This is a genomic window from Azospirillum sp. Marseille-Q6669, assembly GCF_965111635.1.
In genome coordinates this window covers 224174-249964 of sequence record NZ_CBCOOP010000004.1, presented here as the reverse complement: position 1 = coordinate 249964, position 25791 = coordinate 224174, and the positions used below count along the sequence as shown (strand labels likewise).

At 66.0% G+C, this 25791-nt stretch carries 25 protein-coding genes and 1 pseudogene; 8 read left to right on the top strand and 18 right to left on the bottom strand.

The annotated features are described in order from the left end of the window. Positions 1-79: 79 nt before the first annotated feature. Positions 80-952: a LysR family transcriptional regulator gene (locus ACWPXE_RS22545; protein ID WP_454019581.1), complete on the top strand. Its 873-nt coding sequence runs from the start codon at positions 80-82 to the stop codon at positions 950-952. 46 nt (positions 953-998) lie between these two features. Then, a pseudogene (locus ACWPXE_RS22540) lies at positions 999-1257 on the top strand (integrase core domain-containing protein); the annotation flags it as partial. 157 nt (positions 1258-1414) lie between these two features. Here the strand turns inward: ACWPXE_RS22540 and ACWPXE_RS22535 are convergent. The 6 genes from ACWPXE_RS22535 to ACWPXE_RS22510 are packed head-to-tail and all read right to left on the bottom strand — an operon-like array spanning position 1415 to position 10521. Then, the gene (locus ACWPXE_RS22535) at positions 1415-1987 is read right to left on the bottom strand and encodes a hypothetical protein (protein ID WP_454019580.1); all 573 of its coding nucleotides are present in this window, start codon (positions 1985-1987) and stop codon (positions 1415-1417) included. Positions 1988-2026: 39 nt separating this feature from the next. Then, positions 2027-5098, bottom strand: coding sequence for an efflux RND transporter permease subunit (locus ACWPXE_RS22530; protein WP_454019579.1), 3072 nt, complete (start codon positions 5096-5098; stop codon positions 2027-2029). Next, complete coding sequence (locus ACWPXE_RS22525) at positions 5095-6195, bottom strand: efflux RND transporter periplasmic adaptor subunit (RefSeq protein WP_454019578.1); 1101 nt, start codon at positions 6193-6195, stop codon at positions 5095-5097. The genes ACWPXE_RS22530 and ACWPXE_RS22525 overlap by 4 nt, the downstream gene beginning before the upstream one ends. 49 nt (positions 6196-6244) lie before the next feature. Continuing rightward, complete coding sequence (locus ACWPXE_RS22520; RefSeq protein ID WP_454019577.1) at positions 6245-7720, bottom strand: GntP family permease; 1476 nt, start codon at positions 7718-7720, stop codon at positions 6245-6247. Positions 7721-7744: 24 nt separating this feature from the next. Next, complete coding sequence (locus ACWPXE_RS22515) at positions 7745-9028, bottom strand: patatin-like phospholipase family protein (protein ID WP_454019576.1); 1284 nt, start codon at positions 9026-9028, stop codon at positions 7745-7747. A gap of 23 nt (positions 9029-9051) precedes the next feature. Further along, a complete protein-coding gene (locus ACWPXE_RS22510; RefSeq protein ID WP_454019575.1) occupies positions 9052-10521 on the bottom strand; it encodes an alpha/beta hydrolase in 1470 nt (489 codons plus the stop codon). A 715-nt stretch (positions 10522-11236) separates the two neighbouring features. Here ACWPXE_RS22510 and ACWPXE_RS22505 point away from each other — a divergent pair. The 5 genes from ACWPXE_RS22505 to ACWPXE_RS22485 all read left to right on the top strand — a co-directional run bounded on the left by ACWPXE_RS22505 (position 11237) and on the right by ACWPXE_RS22485 (position 13971). Beyond that, positions 11237-11653: a hypothetical protein gene (locus ACWPXE_RS22505; protein ID WP_454019574.1), complete on the top strand. Its 417-nt coding sequence runs from the start codon at positions 11237-11239 to the stop codon at positions 11651-11653. Beyond that, positions 11650-11898 (top strand): hypothetical protein, encoded by a 249-nt coding sequence (locus ACWPXE_RS22500; RefSeq protein ID WP_454019573.1) that lies wholly within the window; start codon positions 11650-11652, stop codon positions 11896-11898. The genes ACWPXE_RS22505 and ACWPXE_RS22500 overlap by 4 nt, the downstream gene beginning before the upstream one ends. After that, positions 11865-12257 (top strand): glutathione S-transferase family protein, encoded by a 393-nt coding sequence (locus ACWPXE_RS22495; protein WP_454019572.1) that lies wholly within the window; start codon positions 11865-11867, stop codon positions 12255-12257. The genes ACWPXE_RS22500 and ACWPXE_RS22495 overlap by 34 nt, the downstream gene beginning before the upstream one ends. Before the next feature lie 91 nt (positions 12258-12348). After that, positions 12349-12672, top strand: coding sequence for a hypothetical protein (locus tag ACWPXE_RS22490; RefSeq protein ID WP_454019571.1), 324 nt, complete (start codon positions 12349-12351; stop codon positions 12670-12672). A gap of 99 nt (positions 12673-12771) precedes the next feature. Beyond that, positions 12772-13971, top strand: a complete 1200-nt coding sequence (locus ACWPXE_RS22485) for an IS256 family transposase (protein WP_454019570.1) — start codon at positions 12772-12774, stop codon at positions 13969-13971. A 39-nt stretch (positions 13972-14010) separates the two neighbouring features. On the opposite strand, the gene ACWPXE_RS22480 is transcribed toward ACWPXE_RS22485, so the two are convergent. The 4 genes from ACWPXE_RS22480 to ACWPXE_RS22465 are packed head-to-tail and all read right to left on the bottom strand — an operon-like array spanning position 14011 to position 16169. Next, complete coding sequence (locus ACWPXE_RS22480; RefSeq protein ID WP_454019569.1) at positions 14011-14610, bottom strand: hypothetical protein; 600 nt, start codon at positions 14608-14610, stop codon at positions 14011-14013. 34 nt (positions 14611-14644) lie between these two features. Beyond that, a complete protein-coding gene (locus ACWPXE_RS22475; protein ID WP_454019568.1) occupies positions 14645-14941 on the bottom strand; it encodes a hypothetical protein in 297 nt (98 codons plus the stop codon). A 36-nt stretch (positions 14942-14977) separates the two neighbouring features. After that, entirely contained in the window at positions 14978-15424 is a 447-nt protein-coding gene (locus ACWPXE_RS22470; RefSeq protein WP_454019567.1) for a hypothetical protein, read from the bottom strand. Positions 15425-15476: 52 nt separating this feature from the next. Continuing rightward, positions 15477-16169, bottom strand: coding sequence for a hypothetical protein (locus tag ACWPXE_RS22465; RefSeq protein WP_454019566.1), 693 nt, complete (start codon positions 16167-16169; stop codon positions 15477-15479). A 28-nt stretch (positions 16170-16197) separates the two neighbouring features. Here ACWPXE_RS22465 and ACWPXE_RS22460 point away from each other — a divergent pair, with 28 nt between their 5' ends. Then, positions 16198-16371, top strand: a complete 174-nt coding sequence (locus ACWPXE_RS22460; RefSeq protein ID WP_454019565.1) for a hypothetical protein — start codon at positions 16198-16200, stop codon at positions 16369-16371. Between the two features lie 108 nt (positions 16372-16479). On the opposite strand, the gene ACWPXE_RS22455 is transcribed toward ACWPXE_RS22460, so the two are convergent. The 8 genes from ACWPXE_RS22455 to ACWPXE_RS22420 form a co-directional block, all read right to left on the bottom strand. After that, positions 16480-17415 carry a hypothetical protein gene (locus tag ACWPXE_RS22455; RefSeq protein WP_454019564.1) on the bottom strand — a complete coding sequence of 312 codons (936 nt, stop codon included), beginning with the start codon at positions 17413-17415 and terminating at the stop codon, positions 16480-16482. Between the two features lie 41 nt (positions 17416-17456). Then, the gene (locus ACWPXE_RS22450) at positions 17457-17765 is read right to left on the bottom strand and encodes a retropepsin-like aspartic protease (RefSeq protein ID WP_454019563.1); all 309 of its coding nucleotides are present in this window, start codon (positions 17763-17765) and stop codon (positions 17457-17459) included. Positions 17766-17832: 67 nt separating this feature from the next. Continuing rightward, positions 17833-18081 carry a hypothetical protein gene (locus ACWPXE_RS22445; protein WP_454019562.1) on the bottom strand — a complete coding sequence of 83 codons (249 nt, stop codon included), beginning with the start codon at positions 18079-18081 and terminating at the stop codon, positions 17833-17835. 181 nt (positions 18082-18262) lie between these two features. Further along, a complete protein-coding gene (locus ACWPXE_RS22440) occupies positions 18263-19687 on the bottom strand; it encodes a hypothetical protein (RefSeq protein ID WP_454019561.1) in 1425 nt (474 codons plus the stop codon). Then, complete coding sequence (locus ACWPXE_RS22435; RefSeq protein ID WP_454019560.1) at positions 19674-20741, bottom strand: hypothetical protein; 1068 nt, start codon at positions 20739-20741, stop codon at positions 19674-19676. Before ACWPXE_RS22435 ends, ACWPXE_RS22440 begins: the two co-directional genes overlap by 14 nt. Positions 20742-20753: 12 nt before the next feature. Next, on the bottom strand, positions 20754-21440 hold the full coding sequence (locus ACWPXE_RS22430; RefSeq protein WP_454019559.1) for a hypothetical protein: 687 nt from the start codon (positions 21438-21440) through the stop codon (positions 20754-20756). Positions 21441-21480: 40 nt separating this feature from the next. Beyond that, positions 21481-22443: a DNA/RNA non-specific endonuclease gene (locus ACWPXE_RS22425; RefSeq protein ID WP_454019558.1), complete on the bottom strand. Its 963-nt coding sequence runs from the start codon at positions 22441-22443 to the stop codon at positions 21481-21483. Between the two features lie 153 nt (positions 22444-22596). After that, on the bottom strand, positions 22597-25362 hold the full coding sequence (locus ACWPXE_RS22420; RefSeq protein ID WP_454019557.1) for a S8 family serine peptidase: 2766 nt from the start codon (positions 25360-25362) through the stop codon (positions 22597-22599). Between the last annotated feature and the right edge of the window lie 429 nt (positions 25363-25791).

Sequence of the window (25791 nt, the reverse complement as noted above, 5' to 3'; positions counted from 1 at the left end):
GTACCCTGTGTGCTTTTGGCCCGACATTCGATAGGTTTGCGCAATGACTGTTCATAAACAGACAGGCACCCCGAAGCAGATGGGCACCCTGAATTGGGACGATCTGCGCATCTTCCTGGAGCTGGCCCGCACCGGCAGCCTGTCGGCGGCGGCGCGCGCGCTGCGCATCAGCCACGCGACGGTCGGGCGCCGGGTCGCCGCGCTGGAGGAGGGGCTGGGCCGCAGTCTCGTGGATCGGCGGGCCGACGGTTACAGCCTGGCCGCCGACGGCGAGGCGGTCTTCGCGCTGGCCGACGGGATGGACGAGCGGGCGCTGGCCATCCTGCGCCAGGTGTCGAGCCAGGGCGGGCGGGAGGCCGGGCTGACCGGCACCGTCCGGCTGACCACCACACAGGCGCTGGCCGACCGCTTCCTGATGCCGCGGCTGGGACCGTTCCGCGCCCGCCATCCGGGAATCGATCTGGAGGTGACGGTGGACAACCGCTCGCTCAGCCTCGCGCGGCGGGAGGCCGACATCGCCATCCGGCTTGCCCGGCCGCAGCGTGGCGACCTGATCGCGCGGCGGCTCGCCACCATGGGCTACGGCCTGTTCGCCGCCGCCGGGGCGCCCGACACGGTGATCGGCTACGACGAGGCGCTGGCCGAGTTGCCGGAGGCGGTCTGGCTGGCCCGCCACATGGCCGGGCGCCGCATCGCCTTCCGCTCCAACAGCCTGCAGACCCAGCTCGCGGCGGCCAAGGCGGGGTTCGGAGTGGCGCTGCTGCCCTTCTGGCTGACGGCGGGGGAGCCGGATCTGGTGCCGGTGCCCTGCGACGCCCCACCGCTGGAGCGCGAGGGGTGGCTGGTGCTGCACCCGGACCTGCGCGACGTACCGCGGGTCCGGGCGGTGATCGAGCATCTGGTCGCGCTGTTCACAGCGGAATTCGCCGCCGACCCCGCGACGGAACGCTGAGGGGGCGGTGACTTCCGCGGCGCGAAGACGTCGGACAGCTCGGCGCAACACAGAACCCTCCGTCGGCAGCGTCGGCGATTCCTACGACAACGCCTTGGCCGAGACCATCAACGGCCTCTGCAAGACCGAGGTGATCCGGCGCCGCCGGCCGTGGCGCACCCTGGAGGCCGTCGAGTTCGCCAACCCTGGAATGGGTGGACTGGTTCAACCACCAGCGCCTGCTCGAACCCATCGGCAACATTCCTCACGCCGGGGCCGAAGCCCGCTGCTATGCTCAAACCGGAGACGTCGCCTTGGCAGCGTGACTAAAGCCGAATGGCCTCCAAGAAATCCGGCGCGGCTCAGATCGATCAAGGCAACCGCCCGCCCCGGCGTCCAGCGCCAGAACCTCGGCAAAACCCACCAGGGCACATCGGACCAGATCAGTGTCGCGGCATAACAGGAACCGGAACCAGGCCTACTTCAGCTGCAATTCTGTCCGGGAAACGGAGACCAGCTTACAACGACTTCGGCGGACGAAAGACGAAGCAACAGGTGCTGGCGACGGCGCTTTCCCGGCGGCAGCAACTCGTAAAGAAAGGTCTCGATGGGCTTCCAGACCGATACCCAGCCGAGGATAACAAAACTTTCTTGTAAAATACGGGTCATCGGGCGAGCCGGAAAATTGTTGGAGATCTGCCAAGCAAGAAAAAGGCAGATGGACAGCACGACAAAGCCGATCAAGGCTGCTTGGCGCCACGTTCGGATCGACTCGCGATTCCTTTTCGCCTCGCCGGCAGCACAGGCCGCGAAATGGCCGGTCAGCGCGGCGGCGACATCGAACGGCGGACACCGCGTCATCTCCTCGGCCGGAAGACGGATCACGATGCGAACCGGCTGATTGACGGGCAGTTCCTTCACCCGTCTCAGGAAATACTCCTCGGCGCCCGACGTCAGAGTGCCTTCGCGGAACGGCGACGGATCGACGCTGTCGAACAATTGCGACAGGTGGCAGAGCCTGATGTCGATGACGTCGTTCTTCGTCTCCACCGGCATCCTCATCTCCCACGTTCAAGACCGAATGTCCCAGGGCGGTCACACCGCCGATGGACGAGCCGAAGCTGGCTTGCGCACCGTCTCGCGGCGGCTGAACCACGCCACATAGAGCGTCGGAAGGAAGACGAGCGTCAGCAGCGACGCGACGAGAAGGCCGCCCATGATCGCGAAGGCCATCGCACCCCAGAACACGGTGAAGGCAATGGGGATGAGGCCGAGCACGGTGGAGGCGGCGGTCAGCATGATCGGGCGGAACCGGGAACCGCAGGCTTCGACCACGGCGTCCGGGACGGCTCGTCCGGCGGCCCGCTCCGCCTCGATCTGCTCGATCAGGATCACCGCGTTCTTCGCGATCATGCCGACGAGCGCGAGGACCCCCAATATGGCGACGAAGCCGAGCGGCTGACCGGAGGCCAGCAGCGCCAGGACGACGCCGATCAGACCGAGCGGCACCACGCTCAGCACAATCGCCAGACGCTGGAAGCTCCGGAGCTGGACCATCAGAACGGTCAGTACGAGCAGCAGCATCAATGGGATGACGGCGAAGACCGACGCGCGGCTTTTGGCGCTTTCCTCCGCGATTCCGCCGACCTCGATGCGGTATTCCGGCAGCAGGGTGGCCGACAGGTCGGCGATCCGGGGCGCCAAGGCGTCAATGGCCGATTCCGGTGGGACGCCGGGCGCCACGTCCGCCTGCAGCGTCAGCGTCGGCTGGCGCCCGCGCCGCCAGACGAGCGGAAGATCCTGGGCGTAGCCGAAGGACGCCAGCTGGTTCAGCGGAACGCTCCGCCCGCTCGGCAGGGACACCGGCAGGCTGCGCAGCGTTTCCACCGACAGGGTCTGCCCGCGGGCATCCCGCGCCAGAACGTCGATCAGATAGATCCCGTCGCGGATCGGCGTGACGGGGCTTCCCGAGACGGCGGCGTTCAGCATGGTGGCGACGGCGGCCGAACTCAGGCCCAGGCGCCGTGCTTCGTCCTGGTCGATCCGCACCTGCAATTTGCGGGCGGTTTCCATCCAGTCGAAGTTGATCCGTCGCGTCTCGGGAAAGGTCGCGACGACCTGCGCGAGCTTCATCGCGATCTCGCGCACCTCGCTCGGGTCCGGCCCCACGACGCGGTACTGCAGCGGCCACCCCACGGGCGGCCCGAGTTCCAGCGGGTATACGCGGGCGACGGCGTCCGGGAATTCTTCGGCCAGCAGGGATTCCAGGCGGGATTGCAGCCGTTCGCGTGCCGCGATGTCCGTGGTCACGACCACCGTCTGGCCGACGAAGGGGTTGGCGAGTTGGACGTTCAGCGGCAGGTAGAAGCGGATCGCGCCGCGTCCGGCATAGCTGCTCCAGCGCGCGACCCCCGTCTCCTTGGCCAGCAGCGCGTCGAACCGCTCGACCGCCTCGCGCGTGGCGTGGATCGAGGCGTTCTGCGGCAGGCGGAGATCGATCAGAAGCTCGACCCGGTCCGACGGTGGAAAGAACTGCCGCGGAACGAGACCGAGCGCCAGGATCGCGGCGACGAACAGGCCGAGCGTCGTCGCGATCGTCAGCCCGCGGAATTGGATCGCCGCGCCCAGAACGCGGCGGTACAGCCGCAGCACGACGCCGGGCTCTCCGCCCCGCCCCGGCTTGGGCGGCCGCAGCAGCATCATGCCCAGGACGGGCGCGAAGACGGTCGCGACGAGCCACGACGCGATCAGCGCGACGCCCACGACGGCGAAGATGGAGAAGGTGTATTCGCCGGCGGAACTCTGCGCGAATCCGATCGGCACGAAACCCGCGATGGTCACCAGCGTGCCGGACAGCATCGCGACGGCCAGGGCCTTGTAGGGATACACGGCGGCGACCTCCATCCGGTCGCCGGCGGCAAGCCGCCGGGTCATCGCGTCGATGGTGGTCATGGCGTCGTCCACCAGCAGGGCGAGCGCGATGATCAGCGCGCCCAGCGAGATGCGCTGGAGGTCGATGCCGAGCAGATCCATCGCGGCGAAGACGATGGCCAGCGTCAAGGGAATCGTGATCGCGACGATGGCGCCCGCGCGCAGGCCGAGTGCGACGAAGCTGACGATCAGCACGATGACGACGGCCTGCCACAGCGACGTGATGAAGTCGGAGATCGCCTCGTCGACCGTGCGCGCCTGATCGGCCACCAGATGCGCTTCGATCCCCATCGGCAGGCCGGCGCCGATGCGCGCCATCGCCGCCGAGACGTTCCGGCCCAGGGCGAGGATGTCGCCGCCCGGACGCATCGCGATGGCGAGCCCGATCGCCGGCTCGCCGTTCACCCGGAACAGCGGCTGGGGCGGATCGGCCAGATCGCGTCGCACCTCGGCCAGATCGCGCAGGCGCAGCATGCGCCCCCCGGCCACGAAATTGACGTCGAGGATGTCCTGCTCCGACGCGAAGGCGCCCGAGACCTGCAGGGACAGCGCTTCCTTGCCGGTGCGCAGCACGCCGGCCGGGCGCACCGCGTTCTGCGCCTGCAGCGCGGCGATCAGGGCGCCGGGCTCGACCCCCAGCCCGGCCAGCGTCTCCAGCGAGAAATCCACGTAGACGCGCTCGTCCTGCTCGCCCAGAAGCTCGATCTTCGAGACGTCCGGGATCAGCAGCAGGCGTGAACGGACGTCTTCGACGGCGTCGCGCAGTTCGCGGTGCGTGAACCCGTCGGCGGTGAAGCCGTAGATGATGCCGAAGGTGTCGCCGAAGTCATCGTTGAAGCCGGGGCCGAGGACGCCCTGCGGAAGGGTGTGGCGCATGTCGCCGACCCTCTTGCGCACCTCGTACCAGGTGTCGCTCACCGCGCGGCCCTGGGTGCTGCCGACCAGATCGACGAAGATCACGGTCGTTCCGGGAACCGTGTAGCTGCGCAGCGTGTCGAGGTTCGGCACCTCCTGCAGCGTCCGTTCGATCCGCTCGGTCACCTGCTGGAGTGTCTCGTCCAAGGTGGCGCCCGGCCACTGCGCCTGCACCACCATGGTGCGGATGGTGAAGGCCGGGTCCTCCGCCCGGCCGAGCTTCAGGAACGCGAGGGTTCCAGCCAGGACGACCCCGATCATCAGGAAGAGGACCAGGGAGCGGTTCCGGATCGCCCAGGCGGAGAGATTGAAGCCGCTCATGGCCCGGCCCCGAGCATGCGGACCTTCTGCCCCGGGCGCAACGCCTGCACGCCTGCGGTGACCACGACCTCGTCGGCTTCGAGGCCGCGCGCGACGATGACGCGGGCGAGGTCGTAGCGTTCGAGGTCGATGTTGCGCAACGCGACGGTGCTTGTCGCCTGATCGACGATCCAGACCGCCGGCTGCCGGTTCGCCTGCGTCAGGGCCGTTGCGGGAATCTCGAAACCGCCCACGCCGCCGGTCTGGATCGAGCCGTTGACCGTCGAGCCGAGGCGCATCGTGTCGGGAGGGTCCTGAAGGCCGACCCGGACCGTGAAGGTGCGGGTCACCGGGTCGGCCTGCGGTGCCACCTCGCGCACGCGCCCCATGGTCTGCACCGCGGGGTCGGAGGCCAGAGCCACCGTGACGACCGTGTTGGCGGGGGCAATCCGGAACACCGGTGCCGGAACGTCGAAAACGGCGTCGCGCCCGTCCCGGCGGGCCAGATGCACGATCATGCGACCGGCCGCCACCACCTCGCCGGGTTCGGCGCCGCGGGCGGTGACCGTGCCGGGACCGTCGGCCACCAGCTCCGTGTAGCTCAGGTGATCCTGCGCGGTGTCGAACTGCGCCTGCGCCGAATCGACCTGCGCCGCCGCGGCCTTCAGCGCCTGCGCCGCGGTGTCGTAGCGGGCGCGGGTGGTCCAACCCTGGCCCAGGAGGGTTTCCTGCCGTTCGTAGTCGTTGCGTGCCAGCGTCTGCTGCCCCATGGCGGCGCTCAGGTTCGCCTGCGCCATTCTCAGGGCGTTGCGTGCCGGTTCGGGGTCCAGGCGCGCGATGGCTTGCCCCGCTTCGACCTGATCGCCGACATTCACCAGACGCTCGATCATCCGCCCGTCGATGCGGAACGCGAGGCTGACCTCGTCCTGCGCCTGGATCTGGCCGGACAACGACAGGGTCTCGCCGCCCTCGTGCTTGGTGACCGTCACCACCCGCACGGGGCGCACCGGGTCCACGACGGATTCCTCGCCGGAACCGCATGCCGCGAGCAGGATCGACGGTGCGACGGCGAGCAGAGCCCATCGGCAGCGTGTGCGTTCGGCTCGATTGTGGTTCACGGATTCCCCCATTCTTGCGGCGTCCGGCAATCCCGATGTGATGCGTGTCCTAGAATCCGAGGCGTTTGAGCAGGCTGGCCAGGGCGATCAGGACGACCAGAGCGAGCATCGGTATGGCGGCTGCGACGACGAAGACGTCGCCATAGGAGTCGCGATGGTTGAGCCTACAGACGGTGAGCAGCGTGATGACGGCGCCGTTGTGTGGCAGCGCGTCGAGTGCACCCGAGGCGACCGCCGTCACCCGGTGCATCACGTCGAGCGAAAAGCCGGACGCCTGCGCCATATCCACGAAGGTCGGCCCAAGCGCGTCGAGCGCGATGCTCATGCCGCCGGACGCCGAGCCGGTCATCGCGGACAGAACCGCCACCGACGCCGCGACAGACACCAGGGGGTTGCCGCCGCCGATGGCCAGAACGGCCTGGCTGATCGTCCCGAAGACCGGAAGGGCGGCGATCACCGCGCCGAAACCGACGAGGCTCGCCGTGCTGAAGATCGGCAGGACCGAAGCGTCGGCGCCCCTGTCCAGGCTCGTGCCCAGATCGTCCAGGCGGTTCCAGTTGCCGGCGATGAGAAGAAGGATGGCGAGGAACAGCGCCACGATGACCGCCCACACGCCGCGCACGGCCTCGATGGTCGTTGCCCCGAACCGCGGCTCGGCGAGGAAGGTGGTGTCCATCCGTGGGGCGACGACCTGGACGAACAGAAAGTTGCTGGCGATGACCACGACGATCGGCAGCACGGCCAGCGCGGCGGGGGGCAAACCCTCCGTGTCGGCGCGTCCCTGCGGGGCGGGTTCGGCGGAGAGTTCGGCGATGTCGAACCCTTCGCACTGCGCGCGTTCGCGCGCCGCGCGGTCCAGCACCGGAGTGCTGTCGACATGGTCGCCGTACCCCTCGCCGGAGGCTTTCGCGGTGGCGGCCCGGCGGTCCAGCCACAGGACACCCAAAACGAACATCACGATCCCTGTTACGATCCCGAGACCCGGCGCGGCGAAGGCCGTGGTGCCCAGGAAGGGCATCGGGATCGCGTTCTGGATTGCCGGCGTTCCCGGCAGGGCGGACATGGTGAAGGTGAAGGCGCCCAGCGCCAGGGCGCCCGGTATCAGCCGCTTCGGAATGTCGGCGTCGCGGAACAGGGCGGCGGCCACCGGGTAGATCGCGAAGGCGACGACGAAGGCCGAAACGCCGCCGTAGGTCAGGACGGCGCAACACAGCACCACCGACACGACCGCGCGGTCCGGCCCCAGCCGGCCGCTGACCAGCCGGGCGAGGGATCGCGCCGACCCGGTGTCGTCCATCAGCTTGCCGAAGATCGCCCCAAGCATGAACAGGGGAAAGAAGGCGATGATGAAGGAGCCGGCGTTGGTCATGAAGATCTGGGTGTAGGCGCCGAGGATCGGCAGGCCGCCGGTCAGCAGGGCGGCGAGCAGAGCGGCCGCGGGAGCCGCGATCAGCAGGGTCATGCCGCGATAGGCCAGGAAGATGAGCAGCGCGAGCGCGACGAGGACGAAGGCGAGATCGATCATGTCGGTGGCTCCGTGGGGGCCTGCTTAGGGGGCTCCGTGCGAAGGCGGCGGGACCGGCTCGGGGTAGCGCGCGTCGTAGGGATAGCGGGGAAAGTCCTTGCCGAGCCTTCGCCAGTCCGCCAGCCACCCTTCGGTGACGGTTCGCCCTTCCTCGCGAAGCGTCGCGAAGTAGTCCGGGCAGCGGTTGAACTTCGAGGTGTGCTTGAGGCCCCAGGCGGTGTCGCGGGTCATCTTGATGGTCCGGACCGCGACGATCTTGTGGGTGTCCAGCGGCGGACGCTCGTTCCCGTACCGCTCGATCCACTGGTTGATCGTCATGATGGCGTCCAGTTCCTGGTTGAGCGACAGGTTGCCGGCCAGATCGTTCTCCCGGTCCCGGATGTCCTCGAGGCCGATGTTCGGGGAGGCGGGATGGAACTCCTGGGGGTTGATGCGCACGATCCAGACCTCGTCCGGCTTCTCGTCCTTCACCCGGGCGTCGAGAAGGTCGCGCACCGGCGGATTGCGCGAATACAGGCCATCCCAATAATAGCCGTTGCGGGTAACGGTCCGGCCCGGCACGCAGGTCGGAAACACCATGCCGGGGATGACCTGCGCGGGCATGACCTCCGGAAGCGTTCCCGACGCCGCCACGCCGTCGAGCGAGATCGCCCGGCGCATGCGCCAGCGGGTGATGTCGTACTGGTTGATCTCCCGGCCGTCCGGCCGCAGGCCCATCTGTTCGAGGGTCTTGTTGGAATCGAACACCTCGAAGTTGCCGCTGAGCACCTCGATGGCGCCGGCGAGAATCCGGATGTCGGCTTCGGCCACCCGTGGCCAATCGATCGCGTCGAAATGCGGACACAGGTCCTTCAGCAACTCCGGGAATCCAAGATACTGCCAGCGGGCTCCCATCATGTTGAGGCCGGCAAGTCCAAGTTGACCGATGGCGGAATAGGGGTTGGACGCCGGCAGCGGCAGCCCCTGCGATTTCCACCCCAGAAGGGTGGCGACCAGATGGTTGTGGGCGGTCTCGGCCGGGGTGGTCGCGGCGAAGGTCGTCCACAGGAAGTCCAGGCGCTCGACGGCCTTGGGGATGGTGCCGCACGCCGTGTCTGCGGTGTTCGGGGCGAGGCCGTACCAAGCCGCCAACGCACACAGCGCACCCGCCGATGTGCCGCTGATCGCGACGATGTCGAAGGTGTCGCCGTCCCGCGGGGTCTCGTCCCAGCGCTGCTTCGTCGTCAGGATGGTTTTCAGGACGCCCCAGGTGAACGCGGCGTGCGTTCCTCCGCCCTGGCAAGCGATCGCGACCTTCTTGGTGGCCATGTCTTCACCGCCTTCCAGGGTGTTCAGGGGGACCGGTCGTTGGGCAAGGGGTGTCCGGACGTTTCCCCGGACGCTTCATGGGCCAGGGTTTCCTCGATCCGCCCCAGCAGGTAGGGGAAGAAGGGGTTGGACGACATGCGGAGCAGGGCATCCATGCTGACGATCAGCGCTCCACGCTCTCCCCGTGCGGCCACCGCGCCCAGATGGATGCCGAAATCCTCGGTGGGATCGGGGTGCAAGCCGTAAAGGGAATCGGTCGTCGGAAAAGGAAGGGCGACGTGCGAGAGCGAATAGACGTCGAAGGGATAGACCAGCCCCAATTCCTGCACCTGTTCCGTCTCGGTGCCGGCCTCCATCGTGCGCGCGACCACATCGGGGCGCTCCGCATCGGCGTTGGTGATGATCGTGGTTCTGAACCGGCGGGGTGGATCGGGCAGGATACGCGCCAGCATGGTGTCGGACGCTGAACTCAGGAGCGGACCGAACTTGGTGTTGCGGTTCACGTCGAACAGCACGAGTTCGCTGCCGTTGGCCGGCAGGTGGGCGTACAACCCGGACAGGATGGCGCGCGTGCTGACGGTGAAATCCATCACGGATTGGAAGGTGAGGATCGGGGGAAGGCCGTCCAGCCGGCCATGGCCCGCAAGGTTCGCGACCCGGCCCTGAAGAGCCGATGTCAGCAGATGCGACTGCCGCGCGCCATTGACCGGAAACGAGTTGTACTTGAAGGGATTGAATTCCGGCACCACGCCGAGCCAGGCGGCTTTCGCGAATGGGGGGAAGATCGCGGGCAAGCCGGCCAGCCCGGCGAAGCGCGCGAATGCGGTGATCCCGACCATCGGCGAGATCAGAACGATGCGGTCGGGGCGCTTCAGCCGGGCGTCGTCGAGGGCGTCGAGCGCGTACATCATCGCAAGCGCGCCACCGTTCGAGAAGCCGACCACGTGAAACGGTTGGTCCGGAGCGATGCGCCGCTGCGCTTCCCGCGCCGCCAACCGGGTGGCCGCCAACCAATCCTCCCACTCGATATCCGCCAGGCCCGCGGGAACCGTGCCGTGTCCGGGCAACCGGATGGCGATGGCGACGAAGCCGTACGCTTGATAAAGACGGGCGATGTGACGAAGGCTGTAAGGGGAATCGGTCAGACCGTGAAGGAACAGCACCGCCCCTTTGACCGGACCGTCGGGTTCGAGCACATAGGAACGGTTCCAGTCCCGCGAGAACTGCCCAGGGTAGATCGGGCTTCCATCGAAATACCGGTTGACCGGGACACGCTCTCCCGGGGGCAGTTTCTGGGTGACTTCCGCCCGAACACTGTCGAAGATGGCGGCCTCTGTCTTCATGTATTCGGTCCAGCCGCTGCTCTCCAGATCCTTCCTGTGCAGTTCCTGCGGGACGAAGGTGTGCCAAATCTCCAGTGGCAGGCCACGTTGCGAGTCATAGGCGCGCACAAGAAGAAGAACGACAGCGCTCACGGCGAGCAGCGTGATCATTCTCCTTGCGATTTTGCGTACCCACAGTCTCATGAAGATATGACTTTCGATTTCAGAGGGTTCGCTTAACCACCGCGAATTAGGGCAACCGTTTCGAACGCGTCCGGAACCATGGGAACCGAGGCGAGGCCGAACACGCCCAAGGCGATGGACGTCTCGAGAGGCTCCGGTACGCCGCCAGGAGCCTCGGTCATTGCAAGCGGTCGTACGGGAATGTTAACGTAATAATCATGCGCGGAACGCGACCAGACATACCCATATTATGCAAAGGGCATTGTCGATGAAAGACTTCCATACTGACTAATCCGTCCCTTCATTAGGAGTTATGGCACTACACTCAATTTATGGCGGGGATTGCGGCTAAAATTCTTAATACGCACTGTAATGCTGCCTGATTAATGATGTTCAATGCGTGAATGATTGAACTCTGAACATGCTTTGTGATCTGGCCATTGAGTAGCCCAACCAAGTGTGGTGCACGTACCCAGGCTATTTTGCCATCTGGGCTGAGGTCGCCAGCGCGCGGCTGGCCGTGTGACCGCCCGAGCCAGGACGTCCGTGGCCAATCCGCGTCCTCCCGAACCGCCATCTGCGACAAGTTGACGGTGCCCGCCGACCAGCCGACGCAACGTGGCGGGGGCGATGCCCTCGGCAATGTGCAGCACGCGACCGTTGGAGAGCACCACCTCGACCAGGGCGGCACGGCGCTCGACGGGTGTTCTTCTCAAGCATCGTGCGAAGCGCCATCATCGCGTCGATCACCCCTGATCAAGTCGATGATGACCGCCCCGCGGGACATGCTCGCCGTCGCGTGACTGACGGCCCCGGCTCGCCAGGTCTTCCGCGTCGTGAGCTCAGGCTTGCCAGCGGCATCGACATCGACCCCGACAGCCACCCCCTGGACAGGGCCGGCCGGCCGCAGCCGCGCCTGTGGGTGCTGGGGCCGCTGACCGAAGGCGCCCGTTATTTCAACCATTACCTGCCATCGCCCAAGAGCCGGTCCAAGGCCTTCGCGGAAGCCGACGCCTGTCTCGACCGCATCATGGACGAACGCGGCGGCACTCCCGGAGACGGTACCGGGACCCCGGCGCCGGCTGCCGCCTTCCTGGGACTTGTGGGGCAGGACGCATGATCGACCTCTATTCCGCCAATTCCGGCAACAGCCTGCGAGCCTTGATCGCTCTTGAGGAAGGCGGATCGGCCTTCCGCAAGCACAAGCTCGACCTTCTGCGCAACGAGCACAGGACCCCCGAATTCCTGGCCCTGAATCCGGTGGGCGCGGTGCCGGTAATGATCGACCACCGGACGGAGAGCCGATCGTCCTGTCTCAGTCGGGAGCGATCATGCTGCACGTCGCGGAACGGACCGGGCGCCTGATCCCGCCGGATCCGCGCCGCCGGCTGGCGGCGCTGCAATGGTTCATGCTGGCGGTCAGCGACGCCAACCCGGCCAGCGCCGCCCTCCTCTACGTCGGACGCGATGTTCCGGACGCCACCCCTGCGACCACCGCCTTCCTGGAAGGGCGCCTGCTCAACATCATGCGGGGATGCGAGACGCGGCTCACCGGCCGGGACTTCCTGGCCGACGAGTTGTCGCTCGCCGATCTGGCGCTCTTTCCGGTTGTGCGGATGCGCCGGGGGCTGCTCGAGGGGGCCGGCGGATTGGGCCGGCTGCTGGGCTGGGCCGACCGCATCGCGGCGTTGCCGTCGGTCATCCGTGCGGTCGGGCATCTCTGATACGGTCGGCAGGCACCGGACGTGTTCATCCGCCGGCCGTATGGCCCCTCCACCCGGCGTCTATTCAACGGCAAACGCATGCGAGGCTTCCTTGGGCAACGGGTCGAGCCAACGGAAAACCATCTGGGCGAGCACGATCGGCACCGCGATCGAGTTCTACGATTTCCTCATCTACGGGGTCGCTTCGGCGCTCATCTTCAACAAATTGTTCTTTCCGGTTTTCGATGAACTGGTCGGGACGCTGTTCTCGTTCGGCTCCTTCGCAGTCGGCTTCCTGGCCCGCCCTCTGGGCGGCGTGCTGTTTGGGCATTTCGGCGACCGGCTGGGGCGCAAGAACATGCGGAACAACATGCGGCCGTGTCCCGCCGAGTGGTGTCTGAGACGTGAGGCTGGCCCGCCGGAGCGGTCCCCATAGCTGGCGCAGGCGGGCCAGCCGTCCGGGAGCGGGCGGCCACCGTGCTCTTCGGCTAAGTTGAGGTTGCTTGACGGCCATCAACCGAGACGGAGTGACACGATGACCGGGGACAGGATCGCTCTTCACGAACTGATTGGAAAGAGCGCCGACGCCGACTTCCTGCGCGAGATGGTCGGCTTCGCCGCTCAGCGCCTGATGGAGTTGGAGGTCGAGGCGTTGACCGGCGCCGGTTACGGCGAGCGCTCGGACGAGCGGTTGACCAAGCGCAACGGCTACCGCGAGCGAACCTGGGAGACCCGCGCCGGCGCCATCGATCTGCGCATCCCCAAGCTGCGACGCGGCTCCTACTTCCCGGCTTTCCTGGAGCCGCGGCGCACAGCGGAGAAGGCGCTGATCGCCGTGATCCAGGAGGCGTACGTGCAGGGCATCTCCACGCGCAACGTCGATGACTTGGTCAAGGCGATGGGCATGACCGGTATCTCCAAGAGCCAGGTCAGCCGCCTGTGCGAGAAGATCGACGAGCGGGTCCACGCCTTCCTGACCCGCCCGCTGGAGGGCGACTGGCCGTTCGTGTGGCTGGACGCGACGTATGTGAAGGTGCGCCAGGACGGCCGCATCGTCTCGCTCGCCGCCATACTGGCGATCGGCGTCAACACCGACGGCCGGCGCGAGGTGCTGGGGCTCGGCCTTGGGCTGTCGGAGGCGGAGACCTTCTGGAGCGACTTCCTGCGCTCGCTCACCCGCCGGGGGCTGCGGGGTGTGAAGCTGATGATCGCCGACGCGCATCTCGGGCTGAAGGCCGCCGCCTCCAAGGTGCTGGGCGCGACCCTCCAGCGCTGTCGAGTTCATTGCATGCGGAATCTCTTGGCCTGCGTCGGCAAGGCGCACCAGACGATGGTCGCCGCCACCATCCGCACCGCCTTTGCCCAGGAGACCGCCGAGGCGGCGCACGAGCAGTGGCGCCGGGTCGCCGACAGCCTGCGGCCGCGCTTTTCCAAGCTGGCGGCGCTGATGGACGAGGCGGAGTTCGACGTGCTGGCCTACATGGCCTACCCGAAGGATCTGCGCACCAAGCTGCACAGCACGAACCCTCTGGAACGCCTGAATGGCGAGATCAAGCGGCGCACCAACGTCGTTGGTATCTTCCCTGGCGAGGGGGCGGTTCGCAGGCTGGTTGGCGCCTTGCTGCTGGAGCAACACGACGAGTGGGCGGTGTGCCGGCGCTACATGACCATGGAAAGCCTGACCGAGCTGTGCCACCCTCACACCGCTGACCCGCTGCCGATTGCAGTGGAGTAGACCGGCGGCTTCAACTCGCCGAACAGCACCTACGCCCCCTCAGACACCACGCCTCGGGGCACGATCTTCCAGGTACTCCCGCAGCATCTCGACGACGTTTGAGGGCAAGCCTGCACGGATGGCGCGGCGGAGAGTTATCAGACGTCGCAGCCGGGCCTCCTGCCGGTCGGCGCGGCACCACAATGGTCCCGAACCCGACATTTCGAAGGGATGGTGCCAATAGCGCCGTGCCCTGGCGACGCACACGGCATCGGCGAGGTGCTGGCACAGCACCAACCCCTGTTCCATCAGCCGATACGCGATCTTCCAGACCACGTACTCGGACCACTCGATGTCGCAATCGGCGCGGCCGGTGAGCATCGCGAGAACAGCGGAACGTACATCACCAACGGCCAGCATGCCGGCAAGGTTCGAGGTCTCGACGGCGACAACCCATCCGGCGTTGCGCCCGCGCTGCCGGCGGAATCCGACGATGCGCTTGACTTGGCCGAAGGCATCCACCGTCCAAAGGCCAAGCAATGCAAACAGGGCTTGGCTGTCGCGTCGTGCCTGCGTGAGATCCTCGATCGGTAAGCTCTCGATCAGCGCGACGTCGGAGCCAGGGCGAAGCTCTGAGGTGGCGAGGTCAGTCGCGTGCATGGTCAAGCTTCTGGTGGTCTGGCGTATTTCAGAGTCAGGTGGGGGGGCGGACGTAGCGCACCTTGTACTCGGTCCCGCCACCCTCCGCCGGCTTGTGGTCGAACTCCTCGACGCGGCCCTGCATCGCGGTGTCGGTCAGCAGCACGGTCCCCGTGAAGCCCTCCAGCTCGTGACGGACGAGCGGGTTCGTGGCGGCCAAAGTGCCGACCTTCAGCGCCTCGAAGCGCACCCACTCCTCGATCTGCACGTGGGTGGCGTCCACCGGAAGGCGGAACTCAAACTCGGCCTTGATGAGCCGGCCGGCGGGCAACCTGGTGTGCGACTGCGACATGTGGGGCTCCGAAGAGGAGGGGGGCTTTCTGGATCGTTAGCGGAAGCTGCGGGCGCGCGGAACGCAGTAGTTCAGCGGGGGCGGTTCCAAATGCTGTCGAATGTATTCGTCCACTTGGGACGCTTCCTCATCCGCCGCGGCATCGGTGTCGGGCAGGGCGATCCAACTGACGTGCAGCATGGCGAGGGGGAACTGCTCGCGCAAACCATAGGTCTGGTACCGCACGCCGGCCATGTGACCCGCGATGATGGCCGAACTCTCGGCATTCTTCATGATGCCGCACCAAAAGGTCCAGATCCTTGTTTTCAACACGCTGGCTTTGCCGATGGTGAGGATGCCGTGTTTATCGCTGCCCTTCAGCCTGCTGATCGGGCTGTTCGTGGCAATCATATAGGACCCAGAAGACTTCAGGTCAGGCAGCGTCCAATCAAGACTGCTCAGCTGGTGCCAAGGTTCCCAGTTACCCCAGTCGTCACGGTGCATTTCATCTCTTTCAAAATAGCGGCTTCTGGATCAAAGAGGTATCAAGCACTAGTTATCCCCGAATCATTAGAGATGTTACAAGTGAAATTACGGATAAAGCAGACAAAAGTAAGGGAGCGGCAAAATTGACCGCCAACTGAATCTTCTGAATTGTTGCCAGAGATGATATTGGTACGCAGGCATTATTAAGAAGATGCGACAGCCGCTCATTTTCGATATCATTGGCTTTTAGATTCTCAAATATGGCATTCCACTCTTTTTGAGTTGACATCACATCATCATATGTAGCATTCGGACCAGGCCTTATTTTCTCAAGAAGTCCAGCTAATTCGTAGGTGCGCTCTTCGCTGTCGAGAAACGCTTGCCGTATAGCAAATATTACCTCTAATAATTGCTGACCATGGAACAATCGAAGCGCTTTCCAGCGGCGCCCATCAGTAAAATGCATGATTGAAAAACTTGTTGCCAAATAAGCAATAACAAAACATAGTCCAGATGGAAATATCCATCCAGTTTTTACAGAAAGATCGATCCCGAAAAGCGTAATCTTGCTGGGTGCCGCGCCATCATACCCAGCTGCGATGAGGAGACCCAAAAGACTTAGCATTAGAAGCCGATCTCGCTCATTTCTAGTGGCACCGGAAAGAATGTCGACCGCTGCCTTCTCCATAAGAGCGGCGCCAGCAATAGAAGCTCTAATTGACTCGGGCAAGACACTCTGGTGAGGCGAGGATGGCTCTGGCATGGTAAGACTCCTGTCATGGGAACGTCAGATGAAGCGGTTCAAGTCGGCCCGGCACGCCCAGCGCTTCCTGTCCACTCACGATCCGATCAACAACCTCTTCCTCCTGCCCCGCCACCTGAGGCCCGCAACCGACTACCGTGCCGAGTGGGCCCGCGCCGTCGAGATGTGGCACGACGTCTGCGGCATCAAGCAAGCCGCATAGCCCGCACCTGTCCTGTTCGCTGTCAAGCTCGCCCAATCCTCGGCTCCCGCCCAACAACTTGACGATGCTCCTGCACCAACGCTGGCACGCCGACAGCGGATGCGCTTCTCAGTGAAGGTGCAGGCGGCGTATCGTGCCGGGCGCTAAGGACAGCGACTCCTCGTCGACGGGCGGTTCGCCGTCCAGCTCTTGCTGCCGTTTGCGGACGCCTTCGACGGAGGCCAGCTGCTCCGAGCCGGCTACGCCCTCGCGACCCTCGTCATAAAGATCGAACCAGGGCAGTCCATGGTCCGCATAGGTTTTGGCCGAGACGGGCATCGGTAGGGCGACCTCTCCCGTCAACGCTGCATAGTGTTCGGCGGCGACAAGATGAACGCTCAACCGGCTTGCCGGCTCGGGCTCCCAACAGTGGAGGCCGTAACGGTCCTGATAGACGCGCTGGCGTATCCATCCACCGGCCCCCACGGCCATGCCCTGCGGCGACGCCTGGGTGAGTGCACCCGGATCATCCGTCGGCGGTCGGTCGGGAAACAGCCGTGGCTTCGGCTCGTAGACGAGGATCCGCAACCCGCCCCGCTCATCGCCCGGCGCCAGTTGCGCTTCGATGGAGAGGCCGCTGCCCAGCGGCACGGCGATGAACTGGCGGATGCGGTCCTGACCCACATTGATGCCGTCCAGCCAAGGCTGGTCCGGCACCACCAAGTAGTTTTGCGGAGCTTGGCCGAGTCGCGCGTCCCAGGGTTCCCCAGTCAGCGCGTCGATGCTGCCTAACCCCACCTTCACAGCGTTCGGCTTCCACCAAGCGCCGCCAAGCGCGATCCACATGGCTTCCGCCCGATGCAGCGGCAGCAGAAAGCCGCCCTCCTGCCGCCAAGCGTCGGGAACGCCTTCGCGCAGTCGGTCAATGGGGAATAGCGGCAAAGGGCCAAGATTGGGCGGCAAAGGGTAAGTGCGGCCGTCGTCCGGAACCCGCAGCGTCCTGCGGAACGACACCGAGAACCGGCCCGCACGCAGGATCCCGTCCTTGAGAATCCAGTGGGTCATCGTGATCCTCCTTCGCCCGTGCCGGCCTGCGTACGCCCGGATCAGACGCAGAACGTGAAGTTTCCCTTTCCGTCGAACGTCACGCGGATGGAGGGATCGCTGGACAGCACGTCGCACCCGATGAGCACATCATGCGAATGCAGGCTCGCCAGTTCGAGGACGTACCGAAAGGGACAGCTGAAGAGGAAGCCGTCGGGAAACAGAATTGAGAAATTTACGATGTAGGCGTTCACCGTCGCGGGAGCGCCGAGCTGAACGACCTGCATGTGCCCCTGACTGACCAGCCCAAGGATGCGGGCAACGCGCGGCGAAACGCAGGTCACGCTCGCACCGGTGTCGATCAGCGCCAAAAACGCCGCTCCCTGCGCCTGATGTGGGCGGGCGACTTCGACGGAGAGGCTGGGCAGCTGGGACGAGCTATAAGTGCTGGTCAAGCAAGACATGGGACGCGTACCCAAGGTCGGCCGGCATCTTCATGACCTTCTGAATCGAAAATCGTCCCTCGCTCTCGTAGAGGCGGAGGCCGTGCTGATAGGCTGTACCAGCATCCCGGAAATAGTCGACGATTTCGCCGCCGTGCATCAGGGCGAACTCGCCCTGGTGCCTCTCCAGAATCCTGGGAAGCAGGGCGAGAAAAGACCGCAGGTTGTTGTCATGCTCGGTCATGGCGACCCTCATCAAGTACCCTCAGCGAACACCGGTCGGACTCCTGGAACGCACGCCGATGAAACCATACAATTCCGTTCGGAGTAAAGGTGGCCATACGGCGCTCCACCGACCGCAGGGGGAGCCGCGTGGGTGCGGTCCCCCCATCCACACAACGCAAAAGACAGCGGTTGGTGCCCGGTCATTTTTTCCTATCCAGGATTTCCTTCCGCACCTGTTCGATCAGGGCCTCGACCTGTGCCCTAGGGATCCCGAGCCGTTTCACGTAATTCTCGATAGCGGCTTCCTTCACCGCGGATGCGGTGATGCCCAGGAAGTTGACCGACGCGCCCAGGAAGGCTGCCGCTGCCGGCACGCCTTCCGCCTGTGCGTGGCGCCATTGCCGCCGAGCCCCCTGCATCAGGGAACTCAGCGCGATCTTCAGCAGATCCTCGGCGTCCTCATCCGTTTCATCCCACCGCAGCCACAAGGAGCTGGCGAAGATGCGCGACGCGATCCGGCCGGACAGACGGTCGGACGGCACCAGGTCCGGATTCCGGATCGACGCCTGGACGACCAGCGCCCAACTGGCGGCGAGCATCGGCGGTGCGTCGAAGCGGTATTTGCTCGGCATCCCGATAGCCAGGGCCAGCGCCTCCACGTCGGGGTGCGGTTCCCCCAGGATGGCGCGCAGGTTTCCCACCACAGTTCTCAGCAACTCTCCGTCCCGCTCTCTTGCCCGCAGCAGCAGATGGCCGGCGAAGATGCCGAGCATGGGATCCTCGAACTTGCCCTCCAGCATATTCCGAAGCTGGCCGCCCAAGACCTGCCGCCGGTCCCGAAGCGCCGCCCTGGCGACCTCGACGGTGCGATGCACCGGAGATCTCGGGTCGAAGCCGCCGCCCCGCGCCAGGATGACCGCAGCCTTCGACGGGTCGCACAGGTGCGACGCATCGTTCGCGTCACTGCGGCAGGGCTGCTGCAAGAACAACTGGGTCTGCCATCCTCGAAGCGCGACGACGGCCTGCTCGATGGCCGTATGATCGGGATAATTCACCCTCAGCCGAAATATTCCAGGATCGAGTTCGACCCGGCAGGCTGCCCACGGCCCCCCCTCGTCACCCACCGTGGCGTGCTGCTCGAACTCAGCGACCGGGTGGCCGTCGACTGTGCGCAGTTCGAGCCCCGCTGCCGGATGGGTCGTGGCTCCTCGTCGCACCTCCTCCTCGCTTCGGCCCCGGGCAAACAGGAAGATCGAACTCCCCGTTCCGGCGGCGACATGGACCGTGCGGCATTCCTGGGCGGCCTTCAGGGCGTGCGTCTCGTCCTCCGGTCGGGTTTCCGGGAGGGGTATCGGAGACGCGATGGACATGGGCGCGATGGAGCGCTCGACCGGCTCGTCTTCGAGAACCAGGAACTGCTCCTCGACGGTGCGGCCGGTCAGGATCCTGAGCTTATAGATACCGCGTGGCAGGCTCGTATGCAGCTCGCCCACCGCGTGCTCCCTCAGCAACAGCGCGCCGTCGAGCACGACGATCTCAGCCCCGGGTTCGGCCGACACGTGGAGTTCCACGCACCGCCCGCCGTCTTCGGACGAAGGAAGGGCCGTTCCGTCAGACTTGGACATGGGGTCCTCCCGCATCGGCCATTAGCGTGACGCCGCTCACTTCGAACATGGCTTCCCTGCCGCCCGGCCCGAGAATCATGTAGTTCCCGCGCTTGAGGCGGACATTCCAGAGGGCTTCCGCCGCTGCGGTGCTGTCCACCTCCTGCAAGGCGCTGTCGAAGATCCGCAGCGGCTGCCCGACCAACGGCTCCCGCACGGCGATCTGGACCGGGAAGTCGGGCACCGGAACCTTGACGATCACATACGCCGTATCATCGCAACCCGAAAAGAACAGATCGGGTTCCTTGGCGAGATCGGGGTCCTTCCGGTCCCCCTCGCTCAGGAAATGCTGCATGTTGTTGTAAAGGTAGCTCTTCAGCGTCGCCGCGGTGACTTCGCCCGTCTGCGGGTGCGCCGCGGCTCCCCTAAGCCCTTCGAGCAGCGCAGTGGTGAAGACGCCATGGATCTTTCCATCCGGCATCATCCGCTCGCGGGCGGCGCGAGACCACTTGGTGGCGAACCCGTAAAAGCGCCGCCCGCGCGTGGTCACGTCCGGCCCATTCATTTCCGGAAATGTCGCCAGATTCAGCGGCGGCCTGCGATAGGCTTCCCGGCAGCAGTCCATGAACAGCAGCACCTCATCGAACACTCCCGCCCTGTAGAACCAGTCCGCCCAGCTGCGACCCAGCACGTGATGGTTCACACGGAACTGGGTCGCGTTGGCGGTCAGCAGCGCAGCATCCTCCAGGCCGGCGGCGAAGCCGTGGCCGCTCAGGTACAGGTACAGCCGGCGGCCGACTCTGAAGCCTTTGCCGGCTGCCTCGTTGGCTTCGGCCAAGTCGCCCATTTCGTCGAAGAACCGGATGATCTCCTCTTCGGCCGGCTTGGCGTTGGCGGCGGATTGAGCGGGGGGGTGCTGCGACGACAGCACCCGCCGGATCCGGCAGTCGGGGACGCCCGCCCCGTCGATCAGCCAGCCGGCGAAGTCCTGCACGTCGTTTTCGGGACCATCCAATCCTCCCAGCGCGGGATAGTTGCCGAGCCCGACCACCAGCGCCCAGTCCGTGTCCGTCATGGCACCGCCCTGTCAGAAGGGATACTGAGCGTGGATGAATTTCTCATCCATTGGGGAAAGATCGTCGTTGAGCCCGGCGGAAATGCCGTTCCGGGTCCAGTGAGTGGGGATGACGTACATCATGATCGAATGCGGATCGACCTTGGTGGCGTTGACTTCTTCCTCCTTGAAAGCCTCGAACATGTTGCGTTCGATGGTCGCGTCGTCCCAGTTGTTGGGCGGCCCCGAGAGGTCGGCTCGCACCGCCTCCCGGTCCCAGTCGATGGCTCCGTCCGGATTTTGATGCTCGTGGATCATGCCCAGGGCGTGGCCGAATTCGTGAAGCACGACCCGCCGCAACTCCACGTCGTCCGAATCCGGCTTCAGCCATCCGTAATTCATGGTCGGTTGTGTTTTGTCGGTGATCTGCAGGCATCCCCGCCCCACCGTGGACCAGGAACCGCGGTACCGGAAGGAAATGCGAATCATCATGTCCGGGCCTTCCCGGAAATCGAGCGTGAGGTTGGCGCGCTTACTGGTCGTCCATTCGCGCGCCACGTCGCGCACCCGCTTCTGCAGGTCCGGGTCGCCATCAAGGAACGACACAGTGATGACATCTCCCGGTTTCCACATGTTCGCCTTCAGCAGCGCGCCCCTCGACTTCCCCGACGTCGCCAGCTCGGGCATCCAGGCAAAGCACCAATGATTCGTGTTGGTCATGGGATTTCCTCCTTCAAGGGGTACCTGGCCTCGGGCGTGGTCACACGCGGATCGCGCCGAGTTGCCGGACTTCCAGTTCGATGCGCGTTCCGGTGGCGCGCTCTTCGTTGGAGACGGCGTCGTATTGGCTGAGCGTGCCGAAGCTCAGGCCGGTCGCCTGCTCGATGGAGCGGACGCTGCGCTGGTAGGTCTTGTAGCGGCCGAACGCCGCCTCCAGCGTCCGCAGCTCCTTGGACTGGTCCACCACATAGGCGGTGGCGGACGGGCGACCGTCGTCGTGGACGAACGCCACCACCTTCCAGTAGGACAGCGGGATGCGCACGCCGCGATAGGTCGGGTCGTCATCGCGGAAGGTCGGACCGGTAAAGACCGTCACGCGGTCATTCCAGCGCCGCGTGTTCTCCAGGATATAGTTCTCCAGCCCCAGCCAGGTCCGCTGGTTGAACGCGCCCATCTGCGGTGAGCAGTTGGTGAAGTGGAAGGTGTCCTCGTTGGCGGTCCCCGCCGTCTTTTCGGTTCCCCAGTTCGGGTCCTCGCGCCGCACGAGGTGCCCGCGGTCGAGGTCGTTGCCGGCGTACAGTTCCTCGCCGATCTGCGCCTCCAGCGGGATGCGGCCGTCATAGGACCACTGGTCGTCGCCACGGTCGATCTTCTTCGACGTGGAGCCGTCGATGTTGCACGCGACGAACATGGCCATGCGGCGCGACGCCGACATGACGATGGAGAAGTGCTGGTACTCCAACCGGTTGTCGCTGCGCCCCTCCACCGGCAGCACGTCCCGTGTCCGTGCGCCCTGCGGCACCGGCAGCGGAACGTCGAACTTGCCGAGGAAGTCCGTCTTGTACCCCGGCCGCCCCTCGAAGCTCTGCGCCCTGGTCACGCGGGGACCGCGTTCCAGGGTGGCCTCCGCTTCCATCAGCCGTAAGGCTTGCTGTCCGCCGAGCGGCTGGACGTCGGCGAGGCGGGGCTGGTGATCAAGTTTCACGGAAAAGGCGTCGCTCATTGCAGAACCCTCCCTTTCAGCATGTTTTCGCAGGCATTGTGGAGCTTGGCGATTTTCCGGACGTCCCTATGTTGCGGGCCGGGACGCGCGGGTCACCGCGTGCGCGGAGCGATCAAGGGGCTTCGGCTGTGCAGCGGCGCCCGGCATAGGCGGTCAGACCCAGGTGAAGGAAGACCGGGGCCCGGTGGCGCCGGCCAGCACATCGCGCAGCACGGCCATGGCGTGCGCATGGTTGGCCCGCATCCAGTCGCCTGCGAAATGCAGCCCCACCACCGCCATCGGGTCGCCGAAGTGGATGACGCAGGATCCCGAATTGCCCCCGAGCGTCGTGGCGTCGTGCCCCAGCACCCAGGCCTTGCCGTCCTGGGCATCGGTTCCGGCGCCGGCCGACACCTGACCGGGGCTGAAGTACTTCCGCCCATAGCGCAGGCCGAAGATCTGCCGCAGCTTCTCCACGATCTCGCCCCGGCTGGTGCCGTTGAAGTCGCCCAGCGGCACGACGGGTTGGGCCGGGTAGCCGACGACGAAGAGGTTCCGCCCCTTGATCGCCCGCTTCGCCGTCATGGACAGCGGCAGCGCGTCGGGCAGGGCGTTGAGGGATCCATCGGGGCCGTTCGCCGTCTCCACCTCCAGCAGCGCAAGGTCCAGGTGGGCGAAGTTCACCGCGTCCTCGATGGGGTCGGGGCCGGCGAAGAGCACATCCTTGACGCGGAACCGCCATGCGTCCTCGTCCGCCTCGGCCGAGAAGTTCACCGTCGTGTCGTCGGACAGCAGGACCCACCGTGCCGGGGACCGGCGCGTCGGCACCGGCGCGGCGATGGCCTCCAGCACGTGCCGGTTGGTCATGATCACGCCCGGCGCGACGACGAACCCCGTGCCGATGTGCTCGCCCTCCAGGTCGATGCGGCCGACCGACGGCAGCACACGCTCGATGTCCGGCTTCCCGATTTCGATCCCGGTCAGCCAGCTCTCGACCTCGGGCGCGTTCAGGTCGAGGAACCTGTTCTCGACCCGCAGGGCCGGCCGCCCGGTGAGCGACACCAGGGCCTCGAACGCCAGCCGCTCGACACCGGTGGGCGGGGGAAGCTCGCCGTTCGCCGCGAAGCGGGTCAGCACTCCCTCGCCGACGCTCAGTACCTGCGCCTGCAGCGCCACATCGACCACCTCGCCGCGTTCGGCTCGGCGGCGGAACAGGCTTTCCGCAGTGTCCAGGCGGGACTGCACCCCTTCCGTCCGCAGCCGGTCGCGCGCCGTTTCCAGGCTCGTCGGGCTGGCGCTCTCCGCGCCTTTGTCGAGCCGCCGTCCGAGAATGGCGAACCCGCGCGCCAGCGCCGCAGGGGGGGCGGGCACGACCGGCACCACCACCCGCGGTCCGCGGGCCAGCGCACGCAGGCGTGGGTCGGCGGCGGCGGCGGCGGCGGCGCGCAATTCCGCTGATGCCGCCTCGCGGGACCGCGCCTCGCGCCTTCGACCCGAGACGGCGCGCCCGGCGCGGGCATCGGCCAACAGAAGATGCGCGACCTCCAGTCCATGGGCCGGCCAGTCGAAGCCGGCGGGGTCCGGCGCGCCCGCCGCTCCGCCGTCGCCAGCCACGTCCGCCAGCAGCCCCTCCAGGCCGGCCGGATCCGGAGTCCGTTTCGGCACGGCGGTGGGAATGCCGTCGAGCGGCAGTTCCAGAAGGGCGCGCGCGTCGACAATGCCCGCTCCCATGGCCGCGCCATCCCAGCCGGCGGGCACGCGGGCAGTCGCGCGCAGCGCGTTGCGGAACAGTTCCTGCACGGTCGTCCCCAACGCCTTCGCCTTCGCGACGACGGCGTCGCGCCCGTGATGGCCCAGCCACAGGGCGGCCACGCCGGCGGTGAGCGCCACGGCGAAGGACGTGCCCTGGCCCGGGGTGACGCTGTCGAAGCTGTCGTCCTCGGCCTGCCGCCGGGCTCTCCAGACCAGTTCGGCGGGGGCGCTCACATCCACGGCGTCACCGCGCGACGAGCCCAGCCATGGCCGGTCGGCGACGTTGGTGCCAGCGACCGCGATCACCAGGCCGTAGCGCGCCGGCCAGACGACGGTGCGCACGCAGTTGCCGGCCGCAGCCAACACGATCATATGCTCGCCGACGGCCTTCTCGATGGCCCTATGCACCGAGCGGCTGGGAACGCCGCCGAGACTCATGGTGACGATGTGGCACCCCCGGCGACGGGCGTGGTCGATGGCGGCGGCGACGGGCCCGGCGTCGAACACCTTGACATCCTGAATGCAGCGGATGGGCACGAGTGTTGCGGCGGGAGCCGACCCGGCGATGCGCCCGTTCTCCAGGCTGATGACCACGCTGGCCGTTCCCGTCCCGTGGCCGGGATTGGCGGTCCGCGGATCCAGGGGATCGGTCGGATCGGCGTCCCCCTCCACGATGTCGGTGGCAAGGTCGAACCGCAGGTTTCCGGGGGCGATCTCGTCGTGCGCGGCGATGCCGGTGTCCGGCTGGGCCACGATGATCCCCGCCCCCTTGCTCGTCGCGAGTGACCAGGCGTCGCGCACCCGCATGTTGTCCAGCGCCCAGAGGTGGCCCGGCAGATGCGATTCGTCGACATCCACCCAACAGAGCCGGCCAAGCGCGTCGGTCGACTCCGCCCCGCGTTCGGCTAGGTCCGGTTCGGGATCGGCATAGACCTCCGCGCCGAGGTCGGGCTCGCATGACAGCAACGCGCGTTCCCGCTCGAGCGCGTGGCCCATTGAGAACAGGGGGGCGGCCAGCGGCGGCCGGTCGGCTCCGGAAAGGGTCAGCACGAGGAAGCGGGACAGATCGGCGTCGGCATCCTGAAACAGCGGGCCCAGCGCGAACTCCTCGGACCCCAGAAGGGCCTTAATCGCCGCCCGTTCCCCGTCAATGTCGGGCGGTGATCGATATTCCAGGACAAAGCGCAAGAGATTGGAGGCAAATGGTGAGACGCCTAGCCTCGCCGAACGGGCGGCAGCGTATTCGCGTAGAAGAGGAAGGCCATCCATCCGCCCGTCTCCTTGCATACTCCGGTATGTTATTTGCCGCCGTCCCACGTCGGCCGCCTCCTCGTGGACATTATGGACTCTTGATTATCAGCAAGTACAGCAATAGCCCACCAATCCTTGCGAATTTTTCAGGTTAATCAGAAAGCGCTGGCGCTCTTTTCCGTATGGCACTCACATGGGCATCGTCAAGTTGGCGGCTGGGTGGGTTGCCTGAGAGGCGCGGGTTGGGTATGAGGCCGGCATGACGACCTCGACCAAGTCCCTCTACGCCGCCCACCGCTTCCCTCCGGAACTGATCAGCCACACGGGCTGGCTGTACTCAGGTTTCCACTCAGCCTTCGGATGACG

Excerpts from the sequence above, each read along its gene's own strand:
- ACWPXE_RS22545 (WP_454019581.1), top strand. The coding sequence starts at position 80 with ATGGGCACCCTGAATTGGGACGATCTGCGCATCTTCCTGGAGCTGGCC.
- ACWPXE_RS22535 (WP_454019580.1), bottom strand. The coding sequence starts at position 1,987 with ATGCCGGTGGAGACGAAGAACGACGTCATCGACATCAGGCTCTGCCAC.
- ACWPXE_RS22530 (WP_454019579.1), bottom strand. The coding sequence starts at position 5,098 with ATGAGCGGCTTCAATCTCTCCGCCTGGGCGATCCGGAACCGCTCCCTG.
- ACWPXE_RS22520 (WP_454019577.1), bottom strand. The coding sequence starts at position 7,720 with ATGATCGATCTCGCCTTCGTCCTCGTCGCGCTCGCGCTGCTCATCTTC.
- ACWPXE_RS22515 (WP_454019576.1), bottom strand. The coding sequence starts at position 9,028 with ATGGCCACCAAGAAGGTCGCGATCGCTTGCCAGGGCGGAGGAACGCAC.
- ACWPXE_RS22510 (WP_454019575.1), bottom strand. The coding sequence starts at position 10,521 with ATGATCACGCTGCTCGCCGTGAGCGCTGTCGTTCTTCTTCTTGTGCGC.
- ACWPXE_RS22500 (WP_454019573.1), top strand. The coding sequence starts at position 11,650 with ATGATCGACCTCTATTCCGCCAATTCCGGCAACAGCCTGCGAGCCTTG.
- ACWPXE_RS22495 (WP_454019572.1), top strand. The coding sequence starts at position 11,865 with ATGCTGCACGTCGCGGAACGGACCGGGCGCCTGATCCCGCCGGATCCG.
- ACWPXE_RS22485 (WP_454019570.1), top strand. The coding sequence starts at position 12,772 with ATGACCGGGGACAGGATCGCTCTTCACGAACTGATTGGAAAGAGCGCC.
- ACWPXE_RS22480 (WP_454019569.1), bottom strand. The coding sequence starts at position 14,610 with ATGCACGCGACTGACCTCGCCACCTCAGAGCTTCGCCCTGGCTCCGAC.
- ACWPXE_RS22475 (WP_454019568.1), bottom strand. The coding sequence starts at position 14,941 with ATGTCGCAGTCGCACACCAGGTTGCCCGCCGGCCGGCTCATCAAGGCC.
- ACWPXE_RS22470 (WP_454019567.1), bottom strand. The coding sequence starts at position 15,424 with ATGCACCGTGACGACTGGGGTAACTGGGAACCTTGGCACCAGCTGAGC.
- ACWPXE_RS22465 (WP_454019566.1), bottom strand. The coding sequence starts at position 16,169 with ATGCCAGAGCCATCCTCGCCTCACCAGAGTGTCTTGCCCGAGTCAATT.
- ACWPXE_RS22460 (WP_454019565.1), top strand. The coding sequence starts at position 16,198 with ATGAAGCGGTTCAAGTCGGCCCGGCACGCCCAGCGCTTCCTGTCCACT.
- ACWPXE_RS22455 (WP_454019564.1), bottom strand. The coding sequence starts at position 17,415 with ATGACCCACTGGATTCTCAAGGACGGGATCCTGCGTGCGGGCCGGTTC.
- ACWPXE_RS22445 (WP_454019562.1), bottom strand. The coding sequence starts at position 18,081 with ATGACCGAGCATGACAACAACCTGCGGTCTTTTCTCGCCCTGCTTCCC.
- ACWPXE_RS22440 (WP_454019561.1), bottom strand. The coding sequence starts at position 19,687 with ATGTCCAAGTCTGACGGAACGGCCCTTCCTTCGTCCGAAGACGGCGGG.
- ACWPXE_RS22435 (WP_454019560.1), bottom strand. The coding sequence starts at position 20,741 with ATGACGGACACGGACTGGGCGCTGGTGGTCGGGCTCGGCAACTATCCC.
- ACWPXE_RS22430 (WP_454019559.1), bottom strand. The coding sequence starts at position 21,440 with ATGACCAACACGAATCATTGGTGCTTTGCCTGGATGCCCGAGCTGGCG.
- ACWPXE_RS22425 (WP_454019558.1), bottom strand. The coding sequence starts at position 22,443 with ATGAGCGACGCCTTTTCCGTGAAACTTGATCACCAGCCCCGCCTCGCC.